The organism is Corynebacterium crudilactis, assembly GCF_001643015.1.
Classification (GTDB): Bacteria; Actinomycetota; Actinomycetes; order Mycobacteriales; family Mycobacteriaceae; genus Corynebacterium; species Corynebacterium crudilactis.
In genome coordinates this window covers 1,400,093-1,420,756 of sequence record NZ_CP015622.1, presented here as the reverse complement: position 1 = coordinate 1,420,756, position 20,664 = coordinate 1,400,093, and the positions used below count along the sequence as shown (strand labels likewise).

The 20,664-nt window shown below is 51.3% G+C and carries 18 protein-coding genes; 2 read left to right on the top strand and 16 right to left on the bottom strand.

Annotated elements, in window-relative coordinates; translation table 11 throughout:
- Window position 1: 1 nt before the first annotated feature.
- The 9 genes from argB to ccrud_RS06655 form a co-directional block, all read right to left on the bottom strand.
- A complete protein-coding gene (gene argB, locus ccrud_RS06695; RefSeq protein ID WP_066565466.1) occupies window positions 2-955 on the bottom strand; it encodes an acetylglutamate kinase in 954 nt (317 codons plus the stop codon).
- 45 nt (window positions 956-1,000) lie between these two features.
- Entirely contained in the window at window positions 1,001-2,167 is a 1,167-nt protein-coding gene (argJ, locus tag ccrud_RS06690) for a bifunctional glutamate N-acetyltransferase/amino-acid acetyltransferase ArgJ (RefSeq protein WP_066565462.1), read from the bottom strand.
- Window positions 2,168-2,206: 39 nt separating this feature from the next.
- A complete protein-coding gene (gene argC, locus ccrud_RS06685) occupies window positions 2,207-3,250 on the bottom strand; it encodes an N-acetyl-gamma-glutamyl-phosphate reductase (protein WP_066565460.1) in 1,044 nt (347 codons plus the stop codon).
- A gap of 200 nt (window positions 3,251-3,450) precedes the next feature.
- On the bottom strand, window positions 3,451-3,861 hold the full coding sequence (locus tag ccrud_RS06680; RefSeq protein WP_066565457.1) for a hypothetical protein: 411 nt from the start codon (window positions 3,859-3,861) through the stop codon (window positions 3,451-3,453).
- 13 nt (window positions 3,862-3,874) lie between these two features.
- Window positions 3,875-5,287: an acyltransferase family protein gene (locus tag ccrud_RS06675; RefSeq protein WP_066565455.1), complete on the bottom strand. Its 1,413-nt coding sequence runs from the start codon at window positions 5,285-5,287 to the stop codon at window positions 3,875-3,877.
- Window positions 5,288-5,289: 2 nt separating this feature from the next.
- A complete protein-coding gene (locus ccrud_RS06670) occupies window positions 5,290-6,264 on the bottom strand; it encodes an SGNH/GDSL hydrolase family protein (RefSeq protein ID WP_066565452.1) in 975 nt (324 codons plus the stop codon).
- A gap of 539 nt (window positions 6,265-6,803) precedes the next feature.
- A complete protein-coding gene (gene pheT, locus ccrud_RS06665) occupies window positions 6,804-9,311 on the bottom strand; it encodes a phenylalanine--tRNA ligase subunit beta (RefSeq protein WP_066565450.1) in 2,508 nt (835 codons plus the stop codon).
- A 41-nt stretch (window positions 9,312-9,352) separates the two neighbouring features.
- Window positions 9,353-10,414 carry a phenylalanine--tRNA ligase subunit alpha gene (gene pheS / locus ccrud_RS06660; RefSeq protein WP_211271324.1) on the bottom strand — a complete coding sequence of 354 codons (1,062 nt, stop codon included), beginning with the start codon at window positions 10,412-10,414 and terminating at the stop codon, window positions 9,353-9,355.
- A gap of 56 nt (window positions 10,415-10,470) precedes the next feature.
- Window positions 10,471-11,286, bottom strand: coding sequence for a TrmH family RNA methyltransferase (locus ccrud_RS06655; RefSeq protein WP_066565445.1), 816 nt, complete (start codon window positions 11,284-11,286; stop codon window positions 10,471-10,473).
- An 81-nt stretch (window positions 11,287-11,367) separates the two neighbouring features.
- On the opposite strand from ccrud_RS06655, the gene ccrud_RS06650 reads away from it, so the two are divergent.
- Window positions 11,368-12,075: a glycerophosphodiester phosphodiesterase gene (locus ccrud_RS06650; protein ID WP_066565442.1), complete on the top strand. Its 708-nt coding sequence runs from the start codon at window positions 11,368-11,370 to the stop codon at window positions 12,073-12,075.
- 13 nt (window positions 12,076-12,088) lie between these two features.
- On the opposite strand, the gene ccrud_RS06645 is transcribed toward ccrud_RS06650, so the two are convergent.
- From ccrud_RS06645 to infC, 7 genes are all read right to left on the bottom strand, one after another.
- On the bottom strand, window positions 12,089-13,309 hold the full coding sequence (locus ccrud_RS06645) for an ABC transporter ATP-binding protein (RefSeq protein WP_066565439.1): 1,221 nt from the start codon (window positions 13,307-13,309) through the stop codon (window positions 12,089-12,091).
- Between the two features lie 33 nt (window positions 13,310-13,342).
- On the bottom strand, window positions 13,343-14,659 hold the full coding sequence (locus ccrud_RS06640) for an ABC transporter substrate-binding protein (protein ID WP_066565438.1): 1,317 nt from the start codon (window positions 14,657-14,659) through the stop codon (window positions 13,343-13,345).
- An 87-nt stretch (window positions 14,660-14,746) separates the two neighbouring features.
- Window positions 14,747-15,583: a carbohydrate ABC transporter permease gene (locus ccrud_RS06635; RefSeq protein ID WP_066565437.1), complete on the bottom strand. Its 837-nt coding sequence runs from the start codon at window positions 15,581-15,583 to the stop codon at window positions 14,747-14,749.
- Complete coding sequence (locus ccrud_RS06630) at window positions 15,580-16,512, bottom strand: carbohydrate ABC transporter permease (protein ID WP_066565433.1); 933 nt, start codon at window positions 16,510-16,512, stop codon at window positions 15,580-15,582. Before ccrud_RS06630 ends, ccrud_RS06635 begins: the two co-directional genes overlap by 4 nt.
- A gap of 444 nt (window positions 16,513-16,956) precedes the next feature.
- On the bottom strand, window positions 16,957-17,340 hold the full coding sequence (gene rplT / locus ccrud_RS06625; protein WP_066565430.1) for a 50S ribosomal protein L20: 384 nt from the start codon (window positions 17,338-17,340) through the stop codon (window positions 16,957-16,959).
- 59 nt (window positions 17,341-17,399) lie between these two features.
- Window positions 17,400-17,594, bottom strand: a complete 195-nt coding sequence (rpmI, locus tag ccrud_RS06620; RefSeq protein WP_053544783.1) for a 50S ribosomal protein L35 — start codon at window positions 17,592-17,594, stop codon at window positions 17,400-17,402.
- 28 nt (window positions 17,595-17,622) lie between these two features.
- On the bottom strand, window positions 17,623-18,192 hold the full coding sequence (gene infC / locus ccrud_RS06615) for a translation initiation factor IF-3 (RefSeq protein ID WP_003861579.1): 570 nt from the start codon (window positions 18,190-18,192) through the stop codon (window positions 17,623-17,625).
- Between the two features lie 347 nt (window positions 18,193-18,539).
- Here infC and ccrud_RS06610 point away from each other — a divergent pair, with 347 nt between their 5' ends.
- Entirely contained in the window at window positions 18,540-20,633 is a 2,094-nt protein-coding gene (locus ccrud_RS06610; protein WP_245670390.1) for a DUF2339 domain-containing protein, read from the top strand.
- Window positions 20,634-20,664 lie beyond the last annotated feature (31 nt).

Below are 20,664 nucleotides of genomic sequence, written 5' to 3'. Positions count from 1 at the left end.
GTTACAGGTCCCCATCTTTATCATCTTTTCTAAACACTGTGCCCTCAGGATAATTTTCCCGATCAATGACATCTGGCAACACCATCGTGCCAATACCGCCCATGGTCAACAGCTCAAGCAACACTGAGTGAGCGATACGACCATCAATAACGTGCGCGGCACTTACTCCCCCACGAACCGCATTGAGGCAAGACTCCATCTTTGGAATCATGCCGGAATCAAGTCCTGGCAACAGAGCTTCCAACTCAGTGGCCTTAATCTTGGACACCAGTGAGCTCTTATCTGGCCAATCGGTGTACAGACCCTCCACGTTGGTAAGAACCAGCAAGCGCTCTGCACCGATGGCTGCAGCCAAAGCACCTGCCGCGGTATCTGCATTGATATTGTAAATCTGTCCATCTTCGCCGGGAGCAATAGTGGACACGACAGGAATGCGACCAGCCTCAATGATATCCATCAAGGAAGAGGCATCGACATTGACAATATCTCCCACCAAGCCGATATCGGTGGCTACCCCATCAATATTGACCAGCCGCTTTTCAGCAGTAAATAATCCGGCATCCTCACCAGAAGTACCCACCGCATAAGGACCATGTGAGTTGATCAAACCAACAAGATCACGGCCCACCTGACCAAAGAGCACCATGCGGACAATATCCATGACCTCTGGTGTGGTCACGCGGAAGCCGCCCTTGAACTCTCCCTGCAGACCAACACGGTTGAGCATGTCAGAAATCTGAGGGCCACCGCCGTGCACAACTACTGGCTTTGCGCCTACGGTTCGCAAAAACACCATATCAGCCGCAAAAGCAGCCTTCAGCTCATCATCAACCATGGCGTTTCCGCCATATTTCACGACAACAATCTTATCGCGGAAATGCTGCAACCAAGGCAGTGCCTCAGCGAGGACATTTGCGCGTACTTCGGAGCCGAGGTCTTTGATCAAGTCATTCATATCTGTGCTCTGTTTCTTAAAGGTTGTTATCGTGATCGAGATTTTTTAGGTGCTGTATGCGGAGTTAATCTCTACGTAGGAGAAGCTGAGGTCAGTGGTGCGGACAGTAGCCTCGCCTTCCCCGCCGGTGCCCAAATCAATACGGACATCAATATCCGCACCGGAAAGATCAACTTCACGAGCACCAGGCGCACCTGTGGAATCAAGACACACTGCCTGATCATTGAAGAACACAGAGATCTTTTCTGGCTCCATATCAGCATCTGCCATGCCGACAGCTGCCAGCACACGGCCCCAGTTTGGATCAGAGCCAAACATTGCGCACTTGAACAAATTGTCACGAGCAACAGTACGAGCAGCGCTGATTGCCTGTTCATTGTTGGTTGTACCGGTAACAGTAACGGCAACCCGCTTGGTCACACCTTCGGCATCTGCCTGCAGCTTTGCTGCCAGATCAGAACACGCAGCATAAACTGCATCGTTTAAATCATCTTGGCTCGGGGTGATTCCACTAGCGCCGGAAGCAAGAAGGAACACGGTGTCATTGGTGGAGGTGGATCCATCAATATCTAGAGTGTCAAAGGTAACGGCAGTCGCATTAGACAGCGCGATCTGAGCCATGTCCTGTGTGATCGATGCATCGGTAGTCAGGCACACCAGCATGGTGGCTAGTGATGGTGCCATCATGCCAACACCCTTACCCATGCCTCCGACAGTCCAACCATCTGCAAAGACAACAGTTTCTTTATCAACCGTGTCAGTGGTCATGATTGCTTTGGCAGCCGCAGCGCCGTTATCTCCCAAGGCGCCTTGCTTGGTCAGCTCGCCAATTCCTGCATTGAGCTTGTCCATTGGCAATAATTCACCAATAAGACCTGTGGAACAGACACCGATATCAGATTCTTGAAGGCCCAGGTTCTTCGCTACGTTGGTAACGGTTTCTCGAGCATCTTTTTCACCTTGCACACCATTGCATGCATTCGCATTTCCAGCGTTGAACAGCACAGCCTTCAATTGGCCATCTGCAACGTTTTCACGGCTTACCTTCACTGGTGCTGCAAATACCCGGTTGCGAGTGAAAACCGCAGCTGCAGAAAACTCAGGACCTTGGTTTAGCACCAAAGCCATATCTGGATTTCCGGAAGCTTTAATTCCCGCAGTAGTTGCGGAGGCAACAAATCCCGCAGGTGCGGTAATGCCCTTTTCTGCCATGATGAACTCCTACTATTTTTCGTATTCTAAAAATGCTATTTAAGGTGCAACACCGGTTTGAGGTAAACCAGCTGATTCTTCAAAACCAACACTCAAATTCATGCACTGCACAGCTGCGCCAGCAGTGCCCTTGGTGAGGTTGTCGATTGCTGAAGTAACCAGAATCTTTCCTGCAGCTTCATCTACTTCCACCTGTACATGGCACATATTTGAACCAAGTACTGCTTGAGTTTGTGGCTGGGCGCCTTCCGGCAACACATGCACAAAAGTTTCCTGTGCATAAAAGTCCTCATATACTGCGCGCGCCTGCTCTGCAGAAACTCCTGCTTTAAGAGGTGCTGTAGCAGTAGTCAAGATGCCTCGTGGCAAAGGTGCAAGCACTGGAGTGAAACTCACCTTCACAGGCAGATCAGTAACCTCACCGAGATTCTGCGCAATTTCTGGAGTGTGGCGGTGCTTACCAGTGGTGTTATACGCCTTCAGGGAACCCATAGTCTCTGAGCCTAAGAGTGCAACAGAAGCCTTTTTGCCAGCTCCTGAGACTCCGGTAATAGAAACAATAGAGACATCTGGCTCAATAAGATTCGCCTGCACTGCGGGAAGAAGAGCAAGCGTTGCACCAGTGGGGAAACATCCAGGAACTGCAACACGCTTTGCTCCACGAAGCGCGTCACGGTGCCCAGGCATCTCTGGAATACCATAAGGCCATGTTCCCTGATGCTTGGAGCCGTAATACTTTTCCCAATCTGCAGCATTTTGCAAACGGAAATCCGCAGCACAATCAATCACTGTGACATCTGGTCCTAATTGAAGCGCAATTTCTGCAGAAAATCCGTGTGGAAGTCCGAGAAATACAACATCATGTCCGGCTAGAGTTTCAGGTGTAGTACTTTCAATGACACGATCCGCCAATTGAGGGATATGTGGCATTAGTTCACCTAAAGTGCTGCCAGCTGTTGACGCTGCGGTGAGCGCTCCGATCTCTAGTTCACCAGATGCATAAGCTGGGTGACCTAGGAGGAGGCGGAGGATTTCTCCACCGGCGTATCCACTAGCTCCTGCGATTGCAACCTTGATTGTCATAGTTACACCATACACGTTATGCATAATCATGCAAATTATTCATGCATATTTTCCTGATTTACGACGTATTTTCCTTAGTTTATGCACTTCTGTGCATTTTGATGTTCGTGGACCTGCATAGAGATTTACTCCAGACATGCAAAAAGACCCACATTCCATAAGAAACTGAAAATGTGGGCCTTTAATAAAGCGGGAAAGCTTTAGTAGCCTGCGTGTCCGCCACCGCCACCTGGCAATGCAGGTGGAGCGTCTTGGGCTGGCGCCGGGGCCGGTGCCTGCTCAACTGGTGCAGGTGCTGGCGCTGGTGCCGGAGCTTGCTCAACAGGTGCCGGCGCAGGTGCTGGAGCCTGTTCCACTACTGGCGCTGGTGCCGGTGCTGGCGCTTCCTCAACGGGAGCCTGTTCCGCAGGAGCTTCTGCCTCAGGTTCCTCCACTGCCGGAGACTCCTCTACAGGAGCTGCTTCGCTGGATGATGTGGAAGAGCTAGAAGTCGAAGAAGAAGGGGTGGTGGTGGTTTCTTCGGTGCTCTCCTCGGAATCGCCACAAGCGACGAGAGATGCGGACAGTGCCAAAGCTGCAGCGGATGCAGCGAGCTTACGGTAAATAGTCATATGTTTTCCTTCCCTAATATTTATTTCCGGTTGCTACCTTAGCGGGAGCATCGGTAGTTTCTGTGGGTTCTTCAACGCGAGTCTCTACTTTTACAGATTTTTCAGCCTTTTTAAGCTTTTCGGGCTTTTCTGAATTCTTCCCGAAAAGAACTTTGAGATCTCGACTAAGAACGCTGGATTGCTTTTTATACCGGGTGCCCTTTTTACGTGCAGTGGCTTTCATCAAAGGATCATCCACAAAAGTGAACAGCACCCAAGCCAAGGCCACCGACAAGAGGAAGCACACTACTGCGAAGAATGCCCAGCCTAGGAATCCGAATTCCTTTCCAGCAATGAAATATCGCTGTATGAATACCATCACGGGGAATTGCACCATGTAGAAAGCAAAGGAAATATTTCCCAAAAGCACTGCTCTTGGTGATGCAATTTCTCCGCTCTTGCCTTCGATATCTCGCACTGCCAGCGTTGCCACCACAAATGCCATAGGCAAAGACATGATGACAGACATCTTGAACGCCAAAGGCACAAACCAGGTAGCCGCGAAGGAGAGTGCCAAAGCAACCAGTGGAATGTTGATATTCGTGTTCTTGAACATGCCTTCAGCCACAAGCTTTGCACCAAACACGCCCAAATAGAACTCAATGAGCCTGGTCAATGGGAAATAATAAGACAGCCAATATGATTCCAGCACCGGGATTTCTTCTTGCATAAACCACACTGGGTCTGCATGAACTTCCGCTACTGGCGATACATTAGTATCCCAGAGTCGTGGAACGAAGAAGTTCTCAATGCCTTTCGGCCCCTCTGCATAAAAGTGGATCACAGTGATCAGCGCGAGACTGAGCGCAAATGTAATGCCAAATGCCCACCAGTTCCCCACTCCCTTCACTTTTCTCACCAACGGGATAAAAAGGGGGAACGTCAGGTAGAACAGCATTTCAGCACCGAGCGACCAGGAAGGCACATTCAATCCACCCAACGTCACCCAATCCGGACTCCATGTGTGAATGAGCAACGCATTGGGAAGCCATAATTCAAGCCGCGTAAAATCTAGTACCCAGGCAATGCCGGTTGTCGTAAATTTCGCCGAAGCCACAATAAACATGACCAACGCGATGAGATGCATCGGATAAATCTTGGTCACCCGACGCTTGCAGTAATACAGCACATTCTTAAATCCTTTGAGCTGGCTATTTGACCAATAGATCAAAAATCCAGACAAAATGAAAAAGAACGTCACACCAGCAGAGCCCAGCTGCATCGGAACAAATTTATGAATGGTGGCAAAAAGTTCCGATTGCTGGAATGGGTACACCGATAAGAAAACCAGTGCATGCAATAAATAGACAGCAAGCGCTGCGAGCCACCGCGCCCCAGTGAGCGACGGCAGGTTCGGGCGCTTACCGTTAACGCTTATCGACGACATCTTTAGGCGTTAACTCGATCTCGCAGGATACCCGCAGTGACAGAGTCACCCTTGACAGATGGATGCCAAGGTCCACCAATCATTTCTGCACGAGCATCCAATACGCCGTTCACCCAAGGATCATTGGAGCAGCTGCCATGACCTTGCGTAGCAGTACGTAGATCGACGTGGCTCACACCCAAGATGCCAGCCGCACCATCAATGGCCATATCAAGCTGGTTCATAAAGGAGACCAATGCAGGAGCATCATTTTTTACCAAAGGTGTTCCACCCAAACGGACGCACACCTGGCTTCCGCCACGAGCGGTGTATTCCTGGTATCCCACCAAAGTAATTTCTGCGTTTGGAGCGTAGTACTTCAGGTAATCAATAACCGGCTTAACTCGTGATGCATAGTTTTCTGCAGTCACGGCATTAGGATCCTGCATTTTTCCAGCTGCGACGGCACGATCGCCACATCCGGCGGCAAGGTCAATCAAGCAGGTTTGCACAGATTGCAAAAGGTTAACGCCAGACAAGCCCCACTGATCGTTTTTACCTAGCTGAACAAAGATATCAGTAGTGTTGGGGCCAATTGCTCCCCGAGCTTCTGCGTGGCGGACTTCATCGGAGAAATGGAATCCATCAGAATTAATCGACGCGCCAGAGCAGGAGACATCAATGAGCTCTCCCCTGCCTAAACCAAGTTGCGCTTGCAGCTGATCTGCCCAGTTGTTGGCACCCTTGAGGCAACCGCGCTCATCAGTGCGAAACGGTGCATTTGTTCCAGAGGTGTGGGAGTCTCCGAATACGACAACCTTTGCACCACCTTCTGGTGCATGGCTATCAGCGACACCTCCACTTGATGTGATTGCTCGAGTGATGTCAGTTGAGGAGCTCCCGCTACTTTGAGCTGCTGCGGGAGTCGCCAATCCGGCCAATAGAGCAGATGCGGCAAGTGCAGCACCAATCATGGAGGTCAGTTTTCGCTGAGCCATGTGTCTTCTCCTTTTCCCGTTCATCATTTCCCGGGAACTGTTGTGGGACTGTTATTTGACGTACAAAACCATAACAGGCAAACATGCCTACAAGTACATTTGCATGCCAATCAATTAACTTCAGTCACAACAGTAACATCAGTCACTGTATTTTGGGTGCTTAAGCAAAAACTAAGTGTTTATTCAGCTACCCCACCACCACAACTCGGAAATTCGAGATCACGGTACCGATTTCACATACTCAATACCTTGGACTCAATTTCATATATTCGATACTGCTAGGAAAACCATCAAAAACTTCACGAAATTGAGCTCGAGGTATCGAGTATACGATCTCGAACTTAAGGAGAGCACAGGGAGCCGGGATTCGGAGAGCAAACCAGAGTCTTAGAGTTCGACTTCACACCAACGACTTCACTAGGAAAATCTAGAAAATCGTACTGAAGTCGACCACGTGAAGTCGGTGATAGAGCCCTCAACACAGCAAAAGGCGCCTCCGATGGAATTAACCATCTAAGGCGCCTAAAAACTATGTGGAACTAGCCACGCATTTCAGCATTGAATTTCTGCTTAGCCAATTCTGCCGACTGAAGACGAGCCTCGTTGGCTTCCTCATCAGTCAGGGTGCGGTCAGTTGCGCGGAAGCGCAGGGAAAACGCGAGAGACTTCTTGTTTTCACCAAGCTGCTCGGAGCGGTAGACATCGAATAGTTCAACGGATTCGATGAGTTCGCCAGCGCCAGCTTCTACTGTTGCGCGAACATCTTCGGCTGGGATGGATTCATCGACAACCAAAGCGATGTCCTGGTGCAACGCTGGGAAAGCAGAGAGCACAGGTGCAGGAAGGTTTTCCACCAATGGCAATGCACTAAGGTCAAGTTCCATTGCGCAGGTGCGTGCAGGAAGACCTAACTTTTCTAGTACCTGTGGGTGAAGTTCGCCGGCAAAACCAACGGTTTTCCCGTCGACAAGCAATGCCGCGCAGCGACCTGGGTGCCAAGGCAGCGCATCCGCGTTGGCCAGCTCCAAGGTCACGCCTGCTGCGCGGGCAACAGAACGCGCAGACTCAATGGCATCGGCAAAGGTGTAATCACGACCCTTGCCCCATGGTCCTTCGAACTCAATGTTTCCGGTACCAACAGTTGCCACATGCAGTGGCTGTGCTGGAAGCGATCCGATTAGTTCTGCAACAACATCCTGCTCAGGACGCTGTGCAACGGAAGGCATTGGTGAAACGCCAGATCCCTGCTCGAAGGCAACTTGCTGGAGGCCGAAGATGGAGAAATCATTGTGCCCACGTGCCACATTGCGCTTGACGACTTCCAGCATGGAAGGAAGCAAGGAGGTGCTCAGTGCATTGCGCTCTGCCTCGAGAGGGTTGAGCACACCGACAGTCTTGCGGCGGGCATCATCAGCTGGCAGATCCCAGACATCAAAAACAGTTGGGTCCACGAATGGGCTCGGGATGATTTCGGCGTAACCCGCGTATGCCAATGCATGACCTACTGCACGGCGACGCTTCTGTGCATCAGAAAGTCCACAGCCTGCAGGTGCAGTTGGGATAATGGTTGGAATTGCTTCCAGACCTTCCAAACGCAGCACTTCTTCCACCAAGTCTGCAGACATGGTGAGATCGCCACGCCAGGTTGGAGGAGTAACCTCCAGCATGTCACCAGTGGCAACAACGGTGCAGCCCACTTCTTCCAAACGGCTGATCACAGTTTCGGCAGAGTACTCCACACCGGCGAGCTCAGAAGGACGGGTGACCTTCATAGAGATCACTGGCATTGCTGGGACCTCGCCGACCAAAGTGCGGCCAGCAGCTACGGTGCCGCCTGCAATCTCAACGAGGAGGGTCGCTGCGATATCAAGAGCAACTTCGACAATCGCAGGATCAACGCCACGCTCAAAACGTCGAGAAGCCTCAGAGCTGAGCTTGTGGCGACGTGAGGTGCGCGCAACGGTGATGGTGTCCCAGGTGGCTGCCTCGAAGTACACCTCAGTGGTGGTATCGGAAATCTCAGAGGTCACTCCGCCCATGACACCAGCCAAAGACTGAATGCCGTTGTCATCGGTGATGACAACGTCTTCTTCGTTCAGGGTGCGCTTGACGTGGTCAAGGGTCTCAAACTTTTCGCCGGCAGTTGCATTGCGAACAACGAGATCGCCAGCAACCTTGTCCGCATCGAAAGCATGCATTGGCTGACCGAGCAGCACCATGACGTAGTTGGTGACATCGGTGGCTGCATTGACTGGTCGCTGGCCAGACAGCATGAGTTCACGCTGCATCCAGAATGGGGTTTCCGCAGCTGGATCAATGCCAGAGACTTTACGCAGGCCAAAACGCACAGCCTTGGTCTCTTCACGCAGCTCAACGTTAATCAAGGAGCCTTCAACTGCTGGAACCTTCACGTCAATGCCGGCAACCGCAGGCTCTGCAGCGATATCGGTGTAAGACAGCTCGAATGCGGAAGCCAGTTCACGAGTCAAGCCACGAGCAGACAGCGCGTAGCCACGGTCCGGGGTGACATTAACATCGAAAACGGTATCTTCAAGTCCCAGTGCTTGACGGGCATCCTGTCCTGGCTCGCCATAGGAAGGATCAAGGGTGATAATTCCGGAGTTTTGCTTATCTGCCAAACCAAGCTCTGCAGCGGAGCAAATCATTCCGGCAGACATACGTCCATAGGTTTCACGTTCTGCAATAGCGAAATCGCCAGGCAGCACAGCTCCTGGAAGGGACACCACAACGGTGTCGCCTTCCGCGAAGTTGCGAGCGCCACAAACGATGGACTGCAATTCGCCGGTGCCGTTGGCATCGCCAACATTGACGTGACAGTGGCGAATTGGCTTCTTGAACTCAGTGAGCTCTTCGATGGTTTCTACACGGCCAATAACCAACGGGCCGGTGGTCTCTGGAATGGACCAGAAACCTTCAGTTTCAAAACCTACTCGGACATAACCTGAATCCAGGTCGGAGGAAGGTACCTTCCAGCCTTCATTTGCGTGGCCAAGCAGTCCCGTGACCCAGTTTTGTGCAATCAACATGGTGGATTTAGCTCCTATATATAAATCGTGTGCGGGATGCTTTAAGCCTGAATACCGAATGGGAGAGTGAAGCGAATATCGCCCTCAACCATGTCGCGCATATCGCTTAAGCCATTGCGGAACTGCAAGGTGCGTTCAATGCCCATGCCGAATGCAAAGCCGGAGTATTCTTCTGGATCAACGCCCACTGAGCGGAGCACATTTGGGTTGACCATGCCGCAACCGCCCCACTCGATCCAGCCAGCGCCGCCCTTTTTGTTAGGGAACCAGACATCTACTTCTGCAGAAGGCTCGGTGAATGGGAAATAGTTCGAGCGCATGCGAGTCTTGGTCTCTGGACCGAAAAGCTCTTTAGCCAGATGATCCAAGGTGCCACGCAAGTGAGCCATGGTCAGGCCCTTGTCCACTGCAAGACCTTCGATCTGGTGGAAGACCGGGGTGTGGGTTGCATCAAGCTCATCGGTGCGGAACACACGACCAGGGCAGGCAATATAAATAGGGACTTCACGATCAAGCATGGTGCGCACCTGAACTGGGGAGGTGTGGGTACGCAGTACCTGACGGGAACCTTCCGGAGCAATGTGGAAAGTATCCTGCAACGTACGAGCTGGGTGATCTGGAAGGAAATTCAACGCATCGAAGTTGAAGTATTCTGCTTCCACCTCTGGACCTTCGGATACTTCCCAACCCATGCCCACGAAAATATCAGCAATCTGCTCGTTGAGGATAGTGATTGGGTGCAGTGCACCGACCTGCTCACGGGTGGTTGGAACGGTGACGTCAACGCGCTCAAGCTCAAGAACTTCTGCGTTACGCTTTTCTTCCAATACAACTTTCACCTGGGCAAAGTGCTTTTCTGCACGACCAAGCGCCATGTTGACAAAGCGGCCCGCATCTTTGCGCTGATCTTTAGGGATAGTTCCCAGTGAGCGACGCGCCTGCGGAATAGGTGCGGCATCTCCAAGGTGATCGCGGCGCAGTGCAGCGAGTTCCTCAAGGTTTTGTGCACCATCGAAAGCCGTGATCGCAGCGTTAGCCGCTTCGTTCAAACTGGCTTCGGTCAACTGAATTTCGGACACCGTGTAGTCCAGCCCTTTCCTCATGTTTATTGTTAAGTCAACTAACCCCGCAATCATACCCGCTGGGCATGAATCAGGGTTTACTCACCAGCGAAAAGCGCTTTAGAGGATTCGTAGAGACAAATTGATGCTGCTGTTGCCAAATTAAGTGATTCTGCACGGCCCCGGATTGGGATACGCACTCGGTGATCCGCCTGAGCAAGCAGCTTTTCATCAAGACCGTGTGCTTCATTGCCGAAAAGCCATGCGGTTGGCTTGGACAGCAGTTCTGCCGCATCATCGAGGTCTACTTCACCATCAGCGGAAGTAGCCAGAATCTGCAGACCCTTGGAGCGCAGCTGTCCAAGCACGTCAGAAATATTGTTGTTGCGTGCCACTGGAACGTGGAATAAGGAACCAGCGGAAGAACGTACGGCTTTAGCACCCAGTGGATCGACAGATTCACCAGCGAAAATAACAGCATCAGCACCAACTGCATCCGACACACGGATGAGAGTGCCAGCATTGCCCGGCTCGCGGGTCTCAACTGGAACGCTCACCAGGCGTGGTTGCCCGGTGATCGCCTTGCCGACTGACCACAGGACGTCGTCGCAAAGCGCAAAAATGCCTGTGCTGGTGACGGTATCACTGAGGTGCTTCGCGGCTTTATCTGTAATTGCGTGGGTGTAGACGTTCATATAACCAGCTGTGCGAACGATCGCCTCAAAGCGATCCGCAGCTGCTTCGGTAACAAAAAGGTCGGTAGCAGCGCCGGTTGCTACTGCCGCTTCAACAGAATTCTCGCCTTCAACAAGAAAACGCTTATCTTTTTTGCGCTGTGCTGCGCGATGCAATTTAGCTGCGTTAACAATGCGCGGAGTGCGTTCGGTAAACGCCTCAGTAAAGTCCAATGCCATATCCCTAACACTAACAGTTAACCAGCTGGTCAACTTTGCTCCCTATCCTTAAAAAGCCCCGAGAAAAGAATGAAGGAAAATATGCACATTGTTGCCCACCGTGGTGCCGAAGATCTGCACCTAGAAAACACCATGGCTGCGTTCCGCGCCGCCTCCCCTGCTGATGCATTTGAGCTGGACATCCACGCCACAGCCGATAACCACGCCATCGTCATCCACGACCGCACCGCAGCGCGTGTCGCCGCGCCGGGTTCACCTCACCGCGATACGCCAGTCGCGCGCTTAAGCGCCGAGCAGATCAAAGAAATAACGCTTATCGACGGATCCCCCGTACCAACTCTAGAAGAGGTACTTCTGGAGACCACCTTGCCCATCCAGGTGGAAATCAAATCGGCAGGCGCTGTCCCCGCAGCTGCTACCCTCTTGCACAAATATCCAGAACACCTGGAGCGTCTGCTGTTTATCAGCTTCATTGACGCTGCATTGGTAGAAATCGTAGACCGGCTCCCGGAAGCGCGCGTGGGTATTCTCCGGGATACTTCCATGGAGGATCTGCGCATTCTCGATCACATTCCATTGAAGAACGTTGGGGCTATTTTGCCGTCATGGAAGGCACTAAACCTGGCATCAATTGCTGATCTGCATACCAAGGGAATCAAGGTTGGTTGCTGGACAATTCGGGATGAAAATGCGTTTGGGATCGCACAACAAGCTGGCGTTGATTACGCCACTGTTAGCGATCCCACTCGATTTTTAGCAAGCTCCCCTGCTGGCGAGCTGCACTGGTAGAAAAATTAAAGCCCTAAGCCTGCAGTTCATGGGCTGGAGCCAACACAGATGCTCCGATTCGGCGGCCATCAAGACCGTCGAAAAGGTGCACATCACTAGGTGCCGCAACAATGTGCACCTTATCGCCAGCCTGCAAGCCATGATGGCGCTCTACGCGCACACCCAGCTGTGCAGTATCGGTGTCTGCTGCGTTAATGACTTTTACGCGCATATCTTCTGGAATGCCTTCACCCAATAGATCGGTATTAGGGTTTTTCACGCCAGTAGCCTTGACGTACACCATAGAATCTGCACCCAGCTCATCAATGTGGCTGACCTCAGCTGAGACGGCGCCACTTTCATTCTCAGAGGTGAGATACATGTGCTCGGGGCGAGCACCCACAATCACCGGACGGCCTTCAAAATGGCTTGGGTTATTGCGCACTTCCGCTGCTACTTCATCGGGTACAGCAATCTCAATGCCAGTACCCAAAGCCACCTTATCGCCACGGATAGTGCCCTCAATGAGATTCATGGAAGGAGAACCAATGAAGCTGGCAACGAACGCATTAGCTGGGTAATCATAAAGATTCTGTGGCGTATCCACCTGCTGCAGTACACCAAGCAACAGCACAGCCACACGATCACCCATGGTCATCGCCTCAACCTGATCATGGGTAACATATACCGTGGTCACGCCCATGCGGCGCTGCAAAGCAGAGATCTCCGCACGAGTGGACACACGCAGCTTTGCATCCAAGTTAGACAATGGCTCATCCATACAAAAAACCGAAGGCTCACGCACAATCGCACGCCCCATGGCCACACGCTGGCGCTGACCACCAGACAGTGCAGCTGGTTTACGATCAAGGTAAGGATCAAGCTGCAGAATACGAGAAGCCTCAGCAACACGCTTCTCGATCTCTGCTTTAGCAATCTTCTGGTTCTTCAATGCAAAACCCATGTTGTCCCGAACGGTCATATTTGGGTACAACGCATAGCTCTGGAAAACCATCGCGATATCACGGTCTTGTGGACGCAGTTCAGTGGCGTCTTTACCGTCGATGAGCAGACGTCCCTCGTCGATGGGCTCAAGACCTGCAAGCATGCGCAAAGATGTGGATTTTCCGCAGCCCGATGGACCCACAAGCACAAGGAATTCACCATCGGTGATTTCCAAATTGAGCTTGTCGACGGCCGGGCGTGCACCCGGAGAGTATTTACGTGTGACGTTTTCAAAGACGATTGACGCCATGTCACGGCCTCCTTAAAAGTTGTGAAAGAAAACTTAGATCAGTGACTTGATGTCGCGGGTGTAGATGGTGTTGAGCTTCTCTTCAACTTCTGCAAGCGTGACATCAATATCTGCACCGGTCAGGCAAATCTTCTCTAGTGCATCACCAATGGTGCGGTCACCATTTGGCAGGAGCACGCGGAAGTTATCCTGGGAACGAGTATCTGGAAGCTGCTCAACAGCAACGTTGTAAGCAGGGTTTTCCTTCAGGAATGCTGCGTGATCTGCATCTTCGGCTGCATCCTTACGCACTGGAACATAGCCGGTCTCGCGGGACCAGAAACCGGTGTTCTTCGCATTGGTAAGGAAATCAACGAACTTAATGGCATTGTCCTGGCGCTGCTCAGAAATACCAGCTGGGATACCTAGACCTGCACCACCGGTTGGGCAAGCACCTTCGCCGGTTGGGTTAGGCATTGCTGCCACACCCCAATCGAAGGTTGCAGCACCGGAAACAGAGGAAAGATCACCAGTGGACTGGATGCAAGAACCGATAAGGCCAGTGACAAACTCGTTGGTGACATCGGTGGAAATGGTTGCGTAACCATCATCAACAGTGGACTTCAACCATTCAACAGTGCGGATGGTCTCAGGAGTAGTCAGGCGGGACTCCCAACCTTCAGAGTAGTTTCCGCCCATGGACCACATTGGGCCTTCGAAAGTCCAAGAAAGGTAGCTGGTTGCATCTCCCCAACCGTGTGCGAAACCGCTGCCCATTGCTTCCTGCAGCTTTGGTCCCCACTCGGTGAATTCTTCCCAAGAGTTAGGTCCACGATCTTCAAGGCCAGCCTTAGCCCATAGATCCTTGTTGTAGTAGAACAGGACGGTGGAGCGAGCAAATGGTAGACCGTAATGTCCACCATCGTGGGAGTAGTCATTGAACAGGGAGTCAACGTAGCTAGAGGTATCAATGTTGTTGCGCTTTGCCAGCTCATCAATATTTGCAGTTGCACCATTGATAGCGAAGTTGAACCACTCGGTATCAGACAACACCACGAGGTCAGGAAGGTCTCCACCGGACAGCGCAGCATTGAACTTCTGAGAAACCTCAGCGTAGTTTGCGCCTGCATCTACCAGCTGAACCTTAAGATCTGGGTTTTCCGCCTCAAAGCGGGAGATCAACTCCAGCTCGACATCCTTGGAGTTCGCTGGGTGGTTAGACCACCAGACGATGGTGTTGGTGTCACCTTCAGCACCTGAATTAGAAGAGGAAGAAGTGCTTCCGCCAGTGCCTGCACATGCAGCCAAAGTAACGCCTGCACTTGCAACAGAAGCTGCAGCCAGGAAGTAACGACGAGAAATCTGAGCCATTTTCAATCCTTTTAAAAGTTGAGAGAAGCTTAAAGTGTGTGAAGGCTTCTTGTTGAAGCCTTTGTGGAGCCGCGTGTTGGGGAAGTTTTATCCCTTGACGGCGCCAGAGATAAGGCCCTTGATCATGTACTGCTGCAGTGCCAAGAACATCACAAGCACTGGCAGCATAGTCATGATTGTTGCCGCCATAACAGGTCCCCAGTTGGAAACACCTTCATTGTTTTGAAGCATGGTCAAACCAATTGGCAGAGTTGCTGAATTTGAAGTTTCTGCCATGAGGAAAGGCCAGAGATACTGATTCCATTCGTTGACCACAGTGATCATGGAGAACGCGACCAACGTGGGCATGGAGATAGGAAGCAATACTTGCCAGAGGAGTCGGAAGTGTCCGCAGTGATCCATGCGAGCTGCTTCGATAAGTTCTGATGGAATCGACATGAAGTGATTTCGCATGAGGAAGGTGCCAAAAGCAATGCCTGCCAGTGGAATGATGATGCCCTGATACGTATCACGCCATCCAAGCTGGCTAACCAATGCGTAGTTAGAAATAACGGTTACTTCTGATGGCACCATCAGCGCAGAAATCACCAACAAGAACACGAGGTTACGTCCTGGGAAACGCAAAATCGACAATGCATATGCGGAAATAACACCGAGGATAATCTTCAGAATGCACAATACAATTGTGATGATGATGGAGTTCCGGAAGTAATCTAAGAACGGAACCCTCTCAAAAACATTGATGTAATTGTCAAAGTTAAATTCCGAAGGAAACCACGTTACTGGCTGAGTGTAAATCTCAGACTGCTGCTTAAAACTGGTCAAAATGATAAACACCAGTGGTAGACCAATGAACAAGATGGCAGCAATCATGCCAACATAGCCCATGATCTTCACTAAAATGTTTTTATCTGTTCCGATCATTTCTGCTTGTTCTCCTTATCCATATAGCGGACTTGGATAACGGTGATAATGAGCAGCAACAAGAAGAGAATCGTTGCGACCGTCGCGCCGTATCCCGCACGATAGTTAGTGAAGGTTTCGGTATAGACCTGGTAGACCAACGTGGTCGTGCCATTTCCTAACGGGCCACCACGAGTCATGGTGTGAATGATGTCGAAGACCTGCACAGAGTTCAGCGTGACAGTAATCGACAGGAAGAATGTAGTTGGGCGCAGCTGTGGAAAAGTAACCTTCCAAAATCGTGTCCACGCATTTGCGCCATCTACCGCTGCGGCCTCCGCCAAATCCTTATTCAATCCCTGCAGAGCAGCAAGATAAATAACGAAGGCATATCCAAGGTTCTTCCACACAAAAGTAAAGGTCACCATGAACAAAGCCCAACCAGGACTTTGATAGAACTGCGGTGAATCTACACCAATCTTGCCTAGTAAATCCTGAACCAAACCAAAATTTGGATCAAAGACGAACTGAAAAGCAACACCAATGGCAGCACCAGAAATAACAAACGGTGCGAAAACCATAGAACGAACAAAGTTACGGCCAAACAGCTTCTGATCCAAAAGCATGGCCAGCAGCAAGCCGAGCACCATCGATCCAATCACAGCGCATGCCGTGAAGATGAGAGTGTTGAGCACTACTTGGACTGTGTCATCTCGAGTGAAAAACTCGATGTAATTATCCAGCCCGATGAAAGTTGAGTTGGGTGAAGAAATATTCCAGTTGAAAAAAGACAACCGGAAGTTATCTAACAGTGGTCGGTACGTAAAAATTGCCAAAAGAAGCAAGTTAGGAGCTAGAAGTGCAGCGGCAAGCCACCATTCAGTCCGCCGTGATCTCTTGGCCTTTTTGCGTAGCTTATCCACCTCTGGTTCTGCGATTAATGTGGACACGAGCAGAAATATTATGCGGGCAAAATGTCCTATCAGTGTTTTTCAATTGAATTGTTGGAGCTAGAGGAAAACTTCCCACATAAAAGAAATGACCATTAGGTGAACACTGTCCTTTTGAAGAACTTTTTCCTTGAAATTCCCCTACCTGGCTATATATTATTGCGCGCGTAATCATGGAATCAGAAAGAACCGTGCGAATCAGACCGTACAAAAACATTGGATAGTTGAAGCACAGATTTCCTAGTACATTGATAATATGCTTACTGCCAAAATACGGTAGGGATCAGAAAACAGGTTAAAAACCTGTAAAATTGAGAAACCCCGCTGTACTAGCTTGCTAGTACAGCGGGTTTCTTTTGTGCTTAAGTACCTTAAAAACAGAAAAAGACCTGTCCCCCGCCACCACGAAGGTGACAGAATACAGGTCTTTAAAGTGCTTTAAGCTTAAGCAGCCTTTGGAGCGTTAACGTCCTCAGGAAGTGCAGCCTTAGCAGCTTCGCAAATTGCGGAGAAGGTTGCGAAGTCATTGACTGCGAGATCAGCAAGGATCTTACGGTCAACTTCGATCTCAGCAAGGCGCAGGCCCTGGATGAGACGGTTGTAAGTGATGCCGTTCATACGGGCACCAGCGTTGATACGCTGGATCCATAGCTTACGGAACTCGCTCTTACGGGCGCGACGATCGCGGTAAGAGTAAGTCATGGAGTGCAGCCACTGCTCCTTAGCCTTACGGTAAAGGCGTGAGCGCTGGCCGCGGTAGCCCTTTGCGGACTTTAGAATTTCGCGACGCTTCTTCTTGGCGTTGACTGACCGCTTGACACGTGCCACGGTGGTACTTCCTTAAATCTTGACTTGAAAGGTGGAGGGGTTTAGGCGAAGGTTTTAAACTAAGCCTTGCCGAGCAGGCGCTTCATGCGCTTGGTGTCGGCCTTGTCAACCTCAACGATGCCCTTCAGGCGACGGGTGCGGGTGGATGCCTTGCCTTCGAGAAGGTGGCGGCGGTTAGCCTGCTCGCGAACGAGCTTGCCGGAACCAGTCACCTTAACGCGCTTTGCGGTGCCCTTGTGGGTCTTGTTCTTCATGAAAGTTGTCCTTAAACCCTATTCGTGATTATTTCTTGCCCTTGCGCACCGGACCGAGAACCATTGTCATGTTTCGTCCGTCCTGCTTTGCGCGAGTTTCCACGATGCCGAAGTCTACGACATCGTTTGCCAAGCGCTCAAGGAGTCTGTAGCCAAGCTCTGGGCGGGCTTGCTCACGACCACGGAACATGATCGTAACCTTGACCTTTGATCCCTTCTCAAGGAAGCGGATCACGTTGCTCTTCTTCGTCTCATAATCATGATCATCGATCTTGGGACGAAGCTTTTGCTCCTTGACCACGGTCTGCTGCTGATTCTTGCGTGACTCACGAGCCTTTTGGGCCGCTTCGTACTTGAACTTTCCGTAGTCCATGATCTTGCAGACCGGAGGTTTGGCGTTGGGTGCGACCTCGACCAGGTCTAGGTCTGCGTCGAAAGCGAGCTTGCGGGCATCTTCAATACGAACAATGCCAACCTGCTCACCGTTAGGTCCGACTAGACGGACCTCGGGAACTCGGATGCGCTCATTAATGCGAGCTTCAGCGCTGATGTGGACTCCTCTGTTTGCAGTGCGGGAAAATTTGACGTACCGAACCACTTAAGATGATTGCCCCTATGCAGACCAAAAACCCGTTCACCTAAAAGGGTGAACGGGAGATCTGACTTTCAAGAGTTATCCACGGGCACTAGTTCCGTGTCATCACTACTTGCTTTACCTGTATCCAACCAAAATTAATTGGCGGCCTTAGGTGGGAAGATCTCCTCTTGCGACCCACATCTAGAAAACTAAATGTCGGGCGGTAGTGCCATAAACTCTAACACCCTCCCCAATGAAACACAAAACTGCTGCTCATACGCCATCAAAGCAGTGCATCTGTATAACAAATTCGCTTCACTGGGATATTCCAGCTGTATAAGCGCTCCCACCAACATAACCTTATGCATATGGACCTGAACCCTTCAGACAGAATGGCTCTCCACTCCGCACTGGAAAAGCTTTCTGCATCGGCCACAGCTATGGCCTCTGCGAGCAACGATATTAAAGATCTCGTTGCCCGCTTAGACAGCCACACAACTCCGCTTATCGACGCGGCCCCCGCCCCTTCCACGATCAACGCCGCTGCCGAGCCAAGGCTCGTCGAACCATTAACGTATGCAACGTCATCGGCACGGCCTTCGCTGTTAATAGAGGCACGCAGTAATCGCATTCCTCGCTATGTACGCCACCGCACTTTAGATCCCGCGAGTGCAGGCTGGCCGTTAGGCGTCGATAAGCGATCTGCGCAAGCACCTGCCTACCCGCGCCCGGTCAGACCGGCTCGTCCGGCAAAGCCGCCGATGACCTCAGAGGAAAAGATCATGCGTGGCGTTGCCATCGGCGGTGGCATCATCACTGTGGCCGGTGTGATTTTGCTTGTCTCCGTGGCAATCCAGCGTGGTTGGCTGGGACCGCTCGGCCGAGTAATTGGCGCATATCTCCTTGCGATCGCTTTTACTACCGCGGCTTCCTATGTTCGCAAACGCGGAACACGGACCGAAGCTATCGTCGCTTTGACAGTGACCGCCCAGATTACTTTTATCGCTACCACCAGCGCCATCATATTTATTCTTGATTGGTGGCCGCCTGGTCTTGGCTCCCTCGCGATCCTTATCGGAAATCTAGCGTTCTTGATGCTGGGCCGGCTGTGGAGTCTCTCTAAAACCGAGAGAGCAATTAAAGAAGGCCACGCAGTCTTTGTGGGCGCCATCATTGTCTCAGGTATCTCAACATTGCTCTTTGCAATCACGGAACAAGCCTGGTGGCCGATCCTGTCTGTCATCGCCGCATTGCTCATGTCCTACCGCATCTCCACCAATATCATCCGTGGAACCATCGCGGTATTCGCTGTGCTCCTCCAGTTCATTCTCAATGGAGCATGGCAATTTTACTCCTGGCCGGCAGCACTCACAGGCGTCATCGGAGCACTACTACTTATCGCGCTCACCTTGTGGGATCCCCTCAAAATCACCGCACTCAACCGTAAAGAAATTGCGATTGCAGAGTACTGGCGAGGATTCGAAACCAACCCTGTATCCACCTGGTCAGGCATTGTCGCCCCAGCATTAATCTTGGTGTTCACAACCAACATTTTTGCCTTCATGGCTTTGCCATGGCTAGCAATACCAGTCGTGGCAGGAATGGCCATACTCGGATTTATCGCCCTCTACTCCACCGATGCTTCAGCTGTGGAAACACAGCGCATCGCCCGCCTTACCTCCGTGGTTGGCCTTGCGCTTGTAGCTGGCACTTTTGTCCAACTGTTCTATTACGAACTACCTACCAAACCGGAATTCGTCATTGGATTCTTCGCCGTAGGTGCTGCACTCTTTATCTGGCTTCGAACAATTCCTGCAGAACGTCAACTAGGAGTTGTGCCATGGGTTGCCTGGCTTATAGCAGCCGTTGCAATGGCTGGCGTACTGCTCCGCAATGTAGTGAGCGTTTCCCCACTATGGCTCACCGATATGCCAGCGCTGATTCAAGCACTACTAATCCTCGTGTTTATCGCAGCAACCGTACAAGCCCGACGCAACTTCTATGGACACAAACTCTGGCTCCAAATCCTGGTCGGGCTAACACTTCTCACGCTATCTGCCATTGCCATCGTGACTATCACAACGTTTATGGGCAATCTCATCGCCGGCAATGCAGGCATGATGCTGGGCTTCCTCATCGGACACGCCACTGTATCTATCCTCTGGATGGTTATTGCTGCAGCACTCATGCTTAATCGAAAGCTTCTCAATGCCCCCGGAGCCCTATGGACTGGCGTTGGCCTAGCAGTTGCCGGCACCGTCAAGTTGGTCTTCTTCGATTTAGTAGCGCTTTCAGGAGTTCCCCGCGCCATCGCCTTCCTCTTGTCTGGTATTGCACTACTCACTATCGCGGCTATGCGTGGCCGCCGCACCTCTGAACATCATGTGGCAGAACATGCCATCGCTCAAGAGCAACCGGGTTCCGTGACTGAGGCTCAGGATCACGTCGCTGAAACAAACTAAGCCTTAAAGCAGTGGAGCTTTAAGCTAACAG

Excerpts from the sequence above, each read along its gene's own strand:
- argB (WP_066565466.1), bottom strand. The coding sequence starts at position 955 with ATGAATGACTTGATCAAAGACCTCGGCTCCGAAGTACGCGCAAATGTC.
- argJ (WP_066565462.1), bottom strand. The coding sequence starts at position 2,167 with ATGGCAGAAAAGGGCATTACCGCACCTGCGGGATTTGTTGCCTCCGCA.
- argC (WP_066565460.1), bottom strand. The coding sequence starts at position 3,250 with ATGACAATCAAGGTTGCAATCGCAGGAGCTAGTGGATACGCCGGTGGA.
- ccrud_RS06680 (WP_066565457.1), bottom strand. The coding sequence starts at position 3,861 with ATGACTATTTACCGTAAGCTCGCTGCATCCGCTGCAGCTTTGGCACTG.
- ccrud_RS06675 (WP_066565455.1), bottom strand. The coding sequence starts at position 5,287 with ATGTCGTCGATAAGCGTTAACGGTAAGCGCCCGAACCTGCCGTCGCTC.
- ccrud_RS06670 (WP_066565452.1), bottom strand. The coding sequence starts at position 6,264 with ATGGCTCAGCGAAAACTGACCTCCATGATTGGTGCTGCACTTGCCGCA.
- pheT (WP_066565450.1), bottom strand. The coding sequence starts at position 9,311 with ATGTTGATTGCACAAAACTGGGTCACGGGACTGCTTGGCCACGCAAAT.
- pheS (WP_211271324.1), bottom strand. The coding sequence starts at position 10,414 with ATGAGGAAAGGGCTGGACTACACGGTGTCCGAAATTCAGTTGACCGAA.
- ccrud_RS06655 (WP_066565445.1), bottom strand. The coding sequence starts at position 11,286 with ATGGCATTGGACTTTACTGAGGCGTTTACCGAACGCACTCCGCGCATT.
- ccrud_RS06650 (WP_066565442.1), top strand. The coding sequence starts at position 11,368 with ATGCACATTGTTGCCCACCGTGGTGCCGAAGATCTGCACCTAGAAAAC.
- ccrud_RS06645 (WP_066565439.1), bottom strand. The coding sequence starts at position 13,309 with ATGGCGTCAATCGTCTTTGAAAACGTCACACGTAAATACTCTCCGGGT.
- ccrud_RS06640 (WP_066565438.1), bottom strand. The coding sequence starts at position 14,659 with ATGGCTCAGATTTCTCGTCGTTACTTCCTGGCTGCAGCTTCTGTTGCA.
- ccrud_RS06635 (WP_066565437.1), bottom strand. The coding sequence starts at position 15,583 with ATGATCGGAACAGATAAAAACATTTTAGTGAAGATCATGGGCTATGTT.
- rpmI (WP_053544783.1), bottom strand. The coding sequence starts at position 17,594 with ATGAAGAACAAGACCCACAAGGGCACCGCAAAGCGCGTTAAGGTGACT.
- ccrud_RS06610 (WP_245670390.1), top strand. The coding sequence starts at position 18,540 with ATGGACCTGAACCCTTCAGACAGAATGGCTCTCCACTCCGCACTGGAA.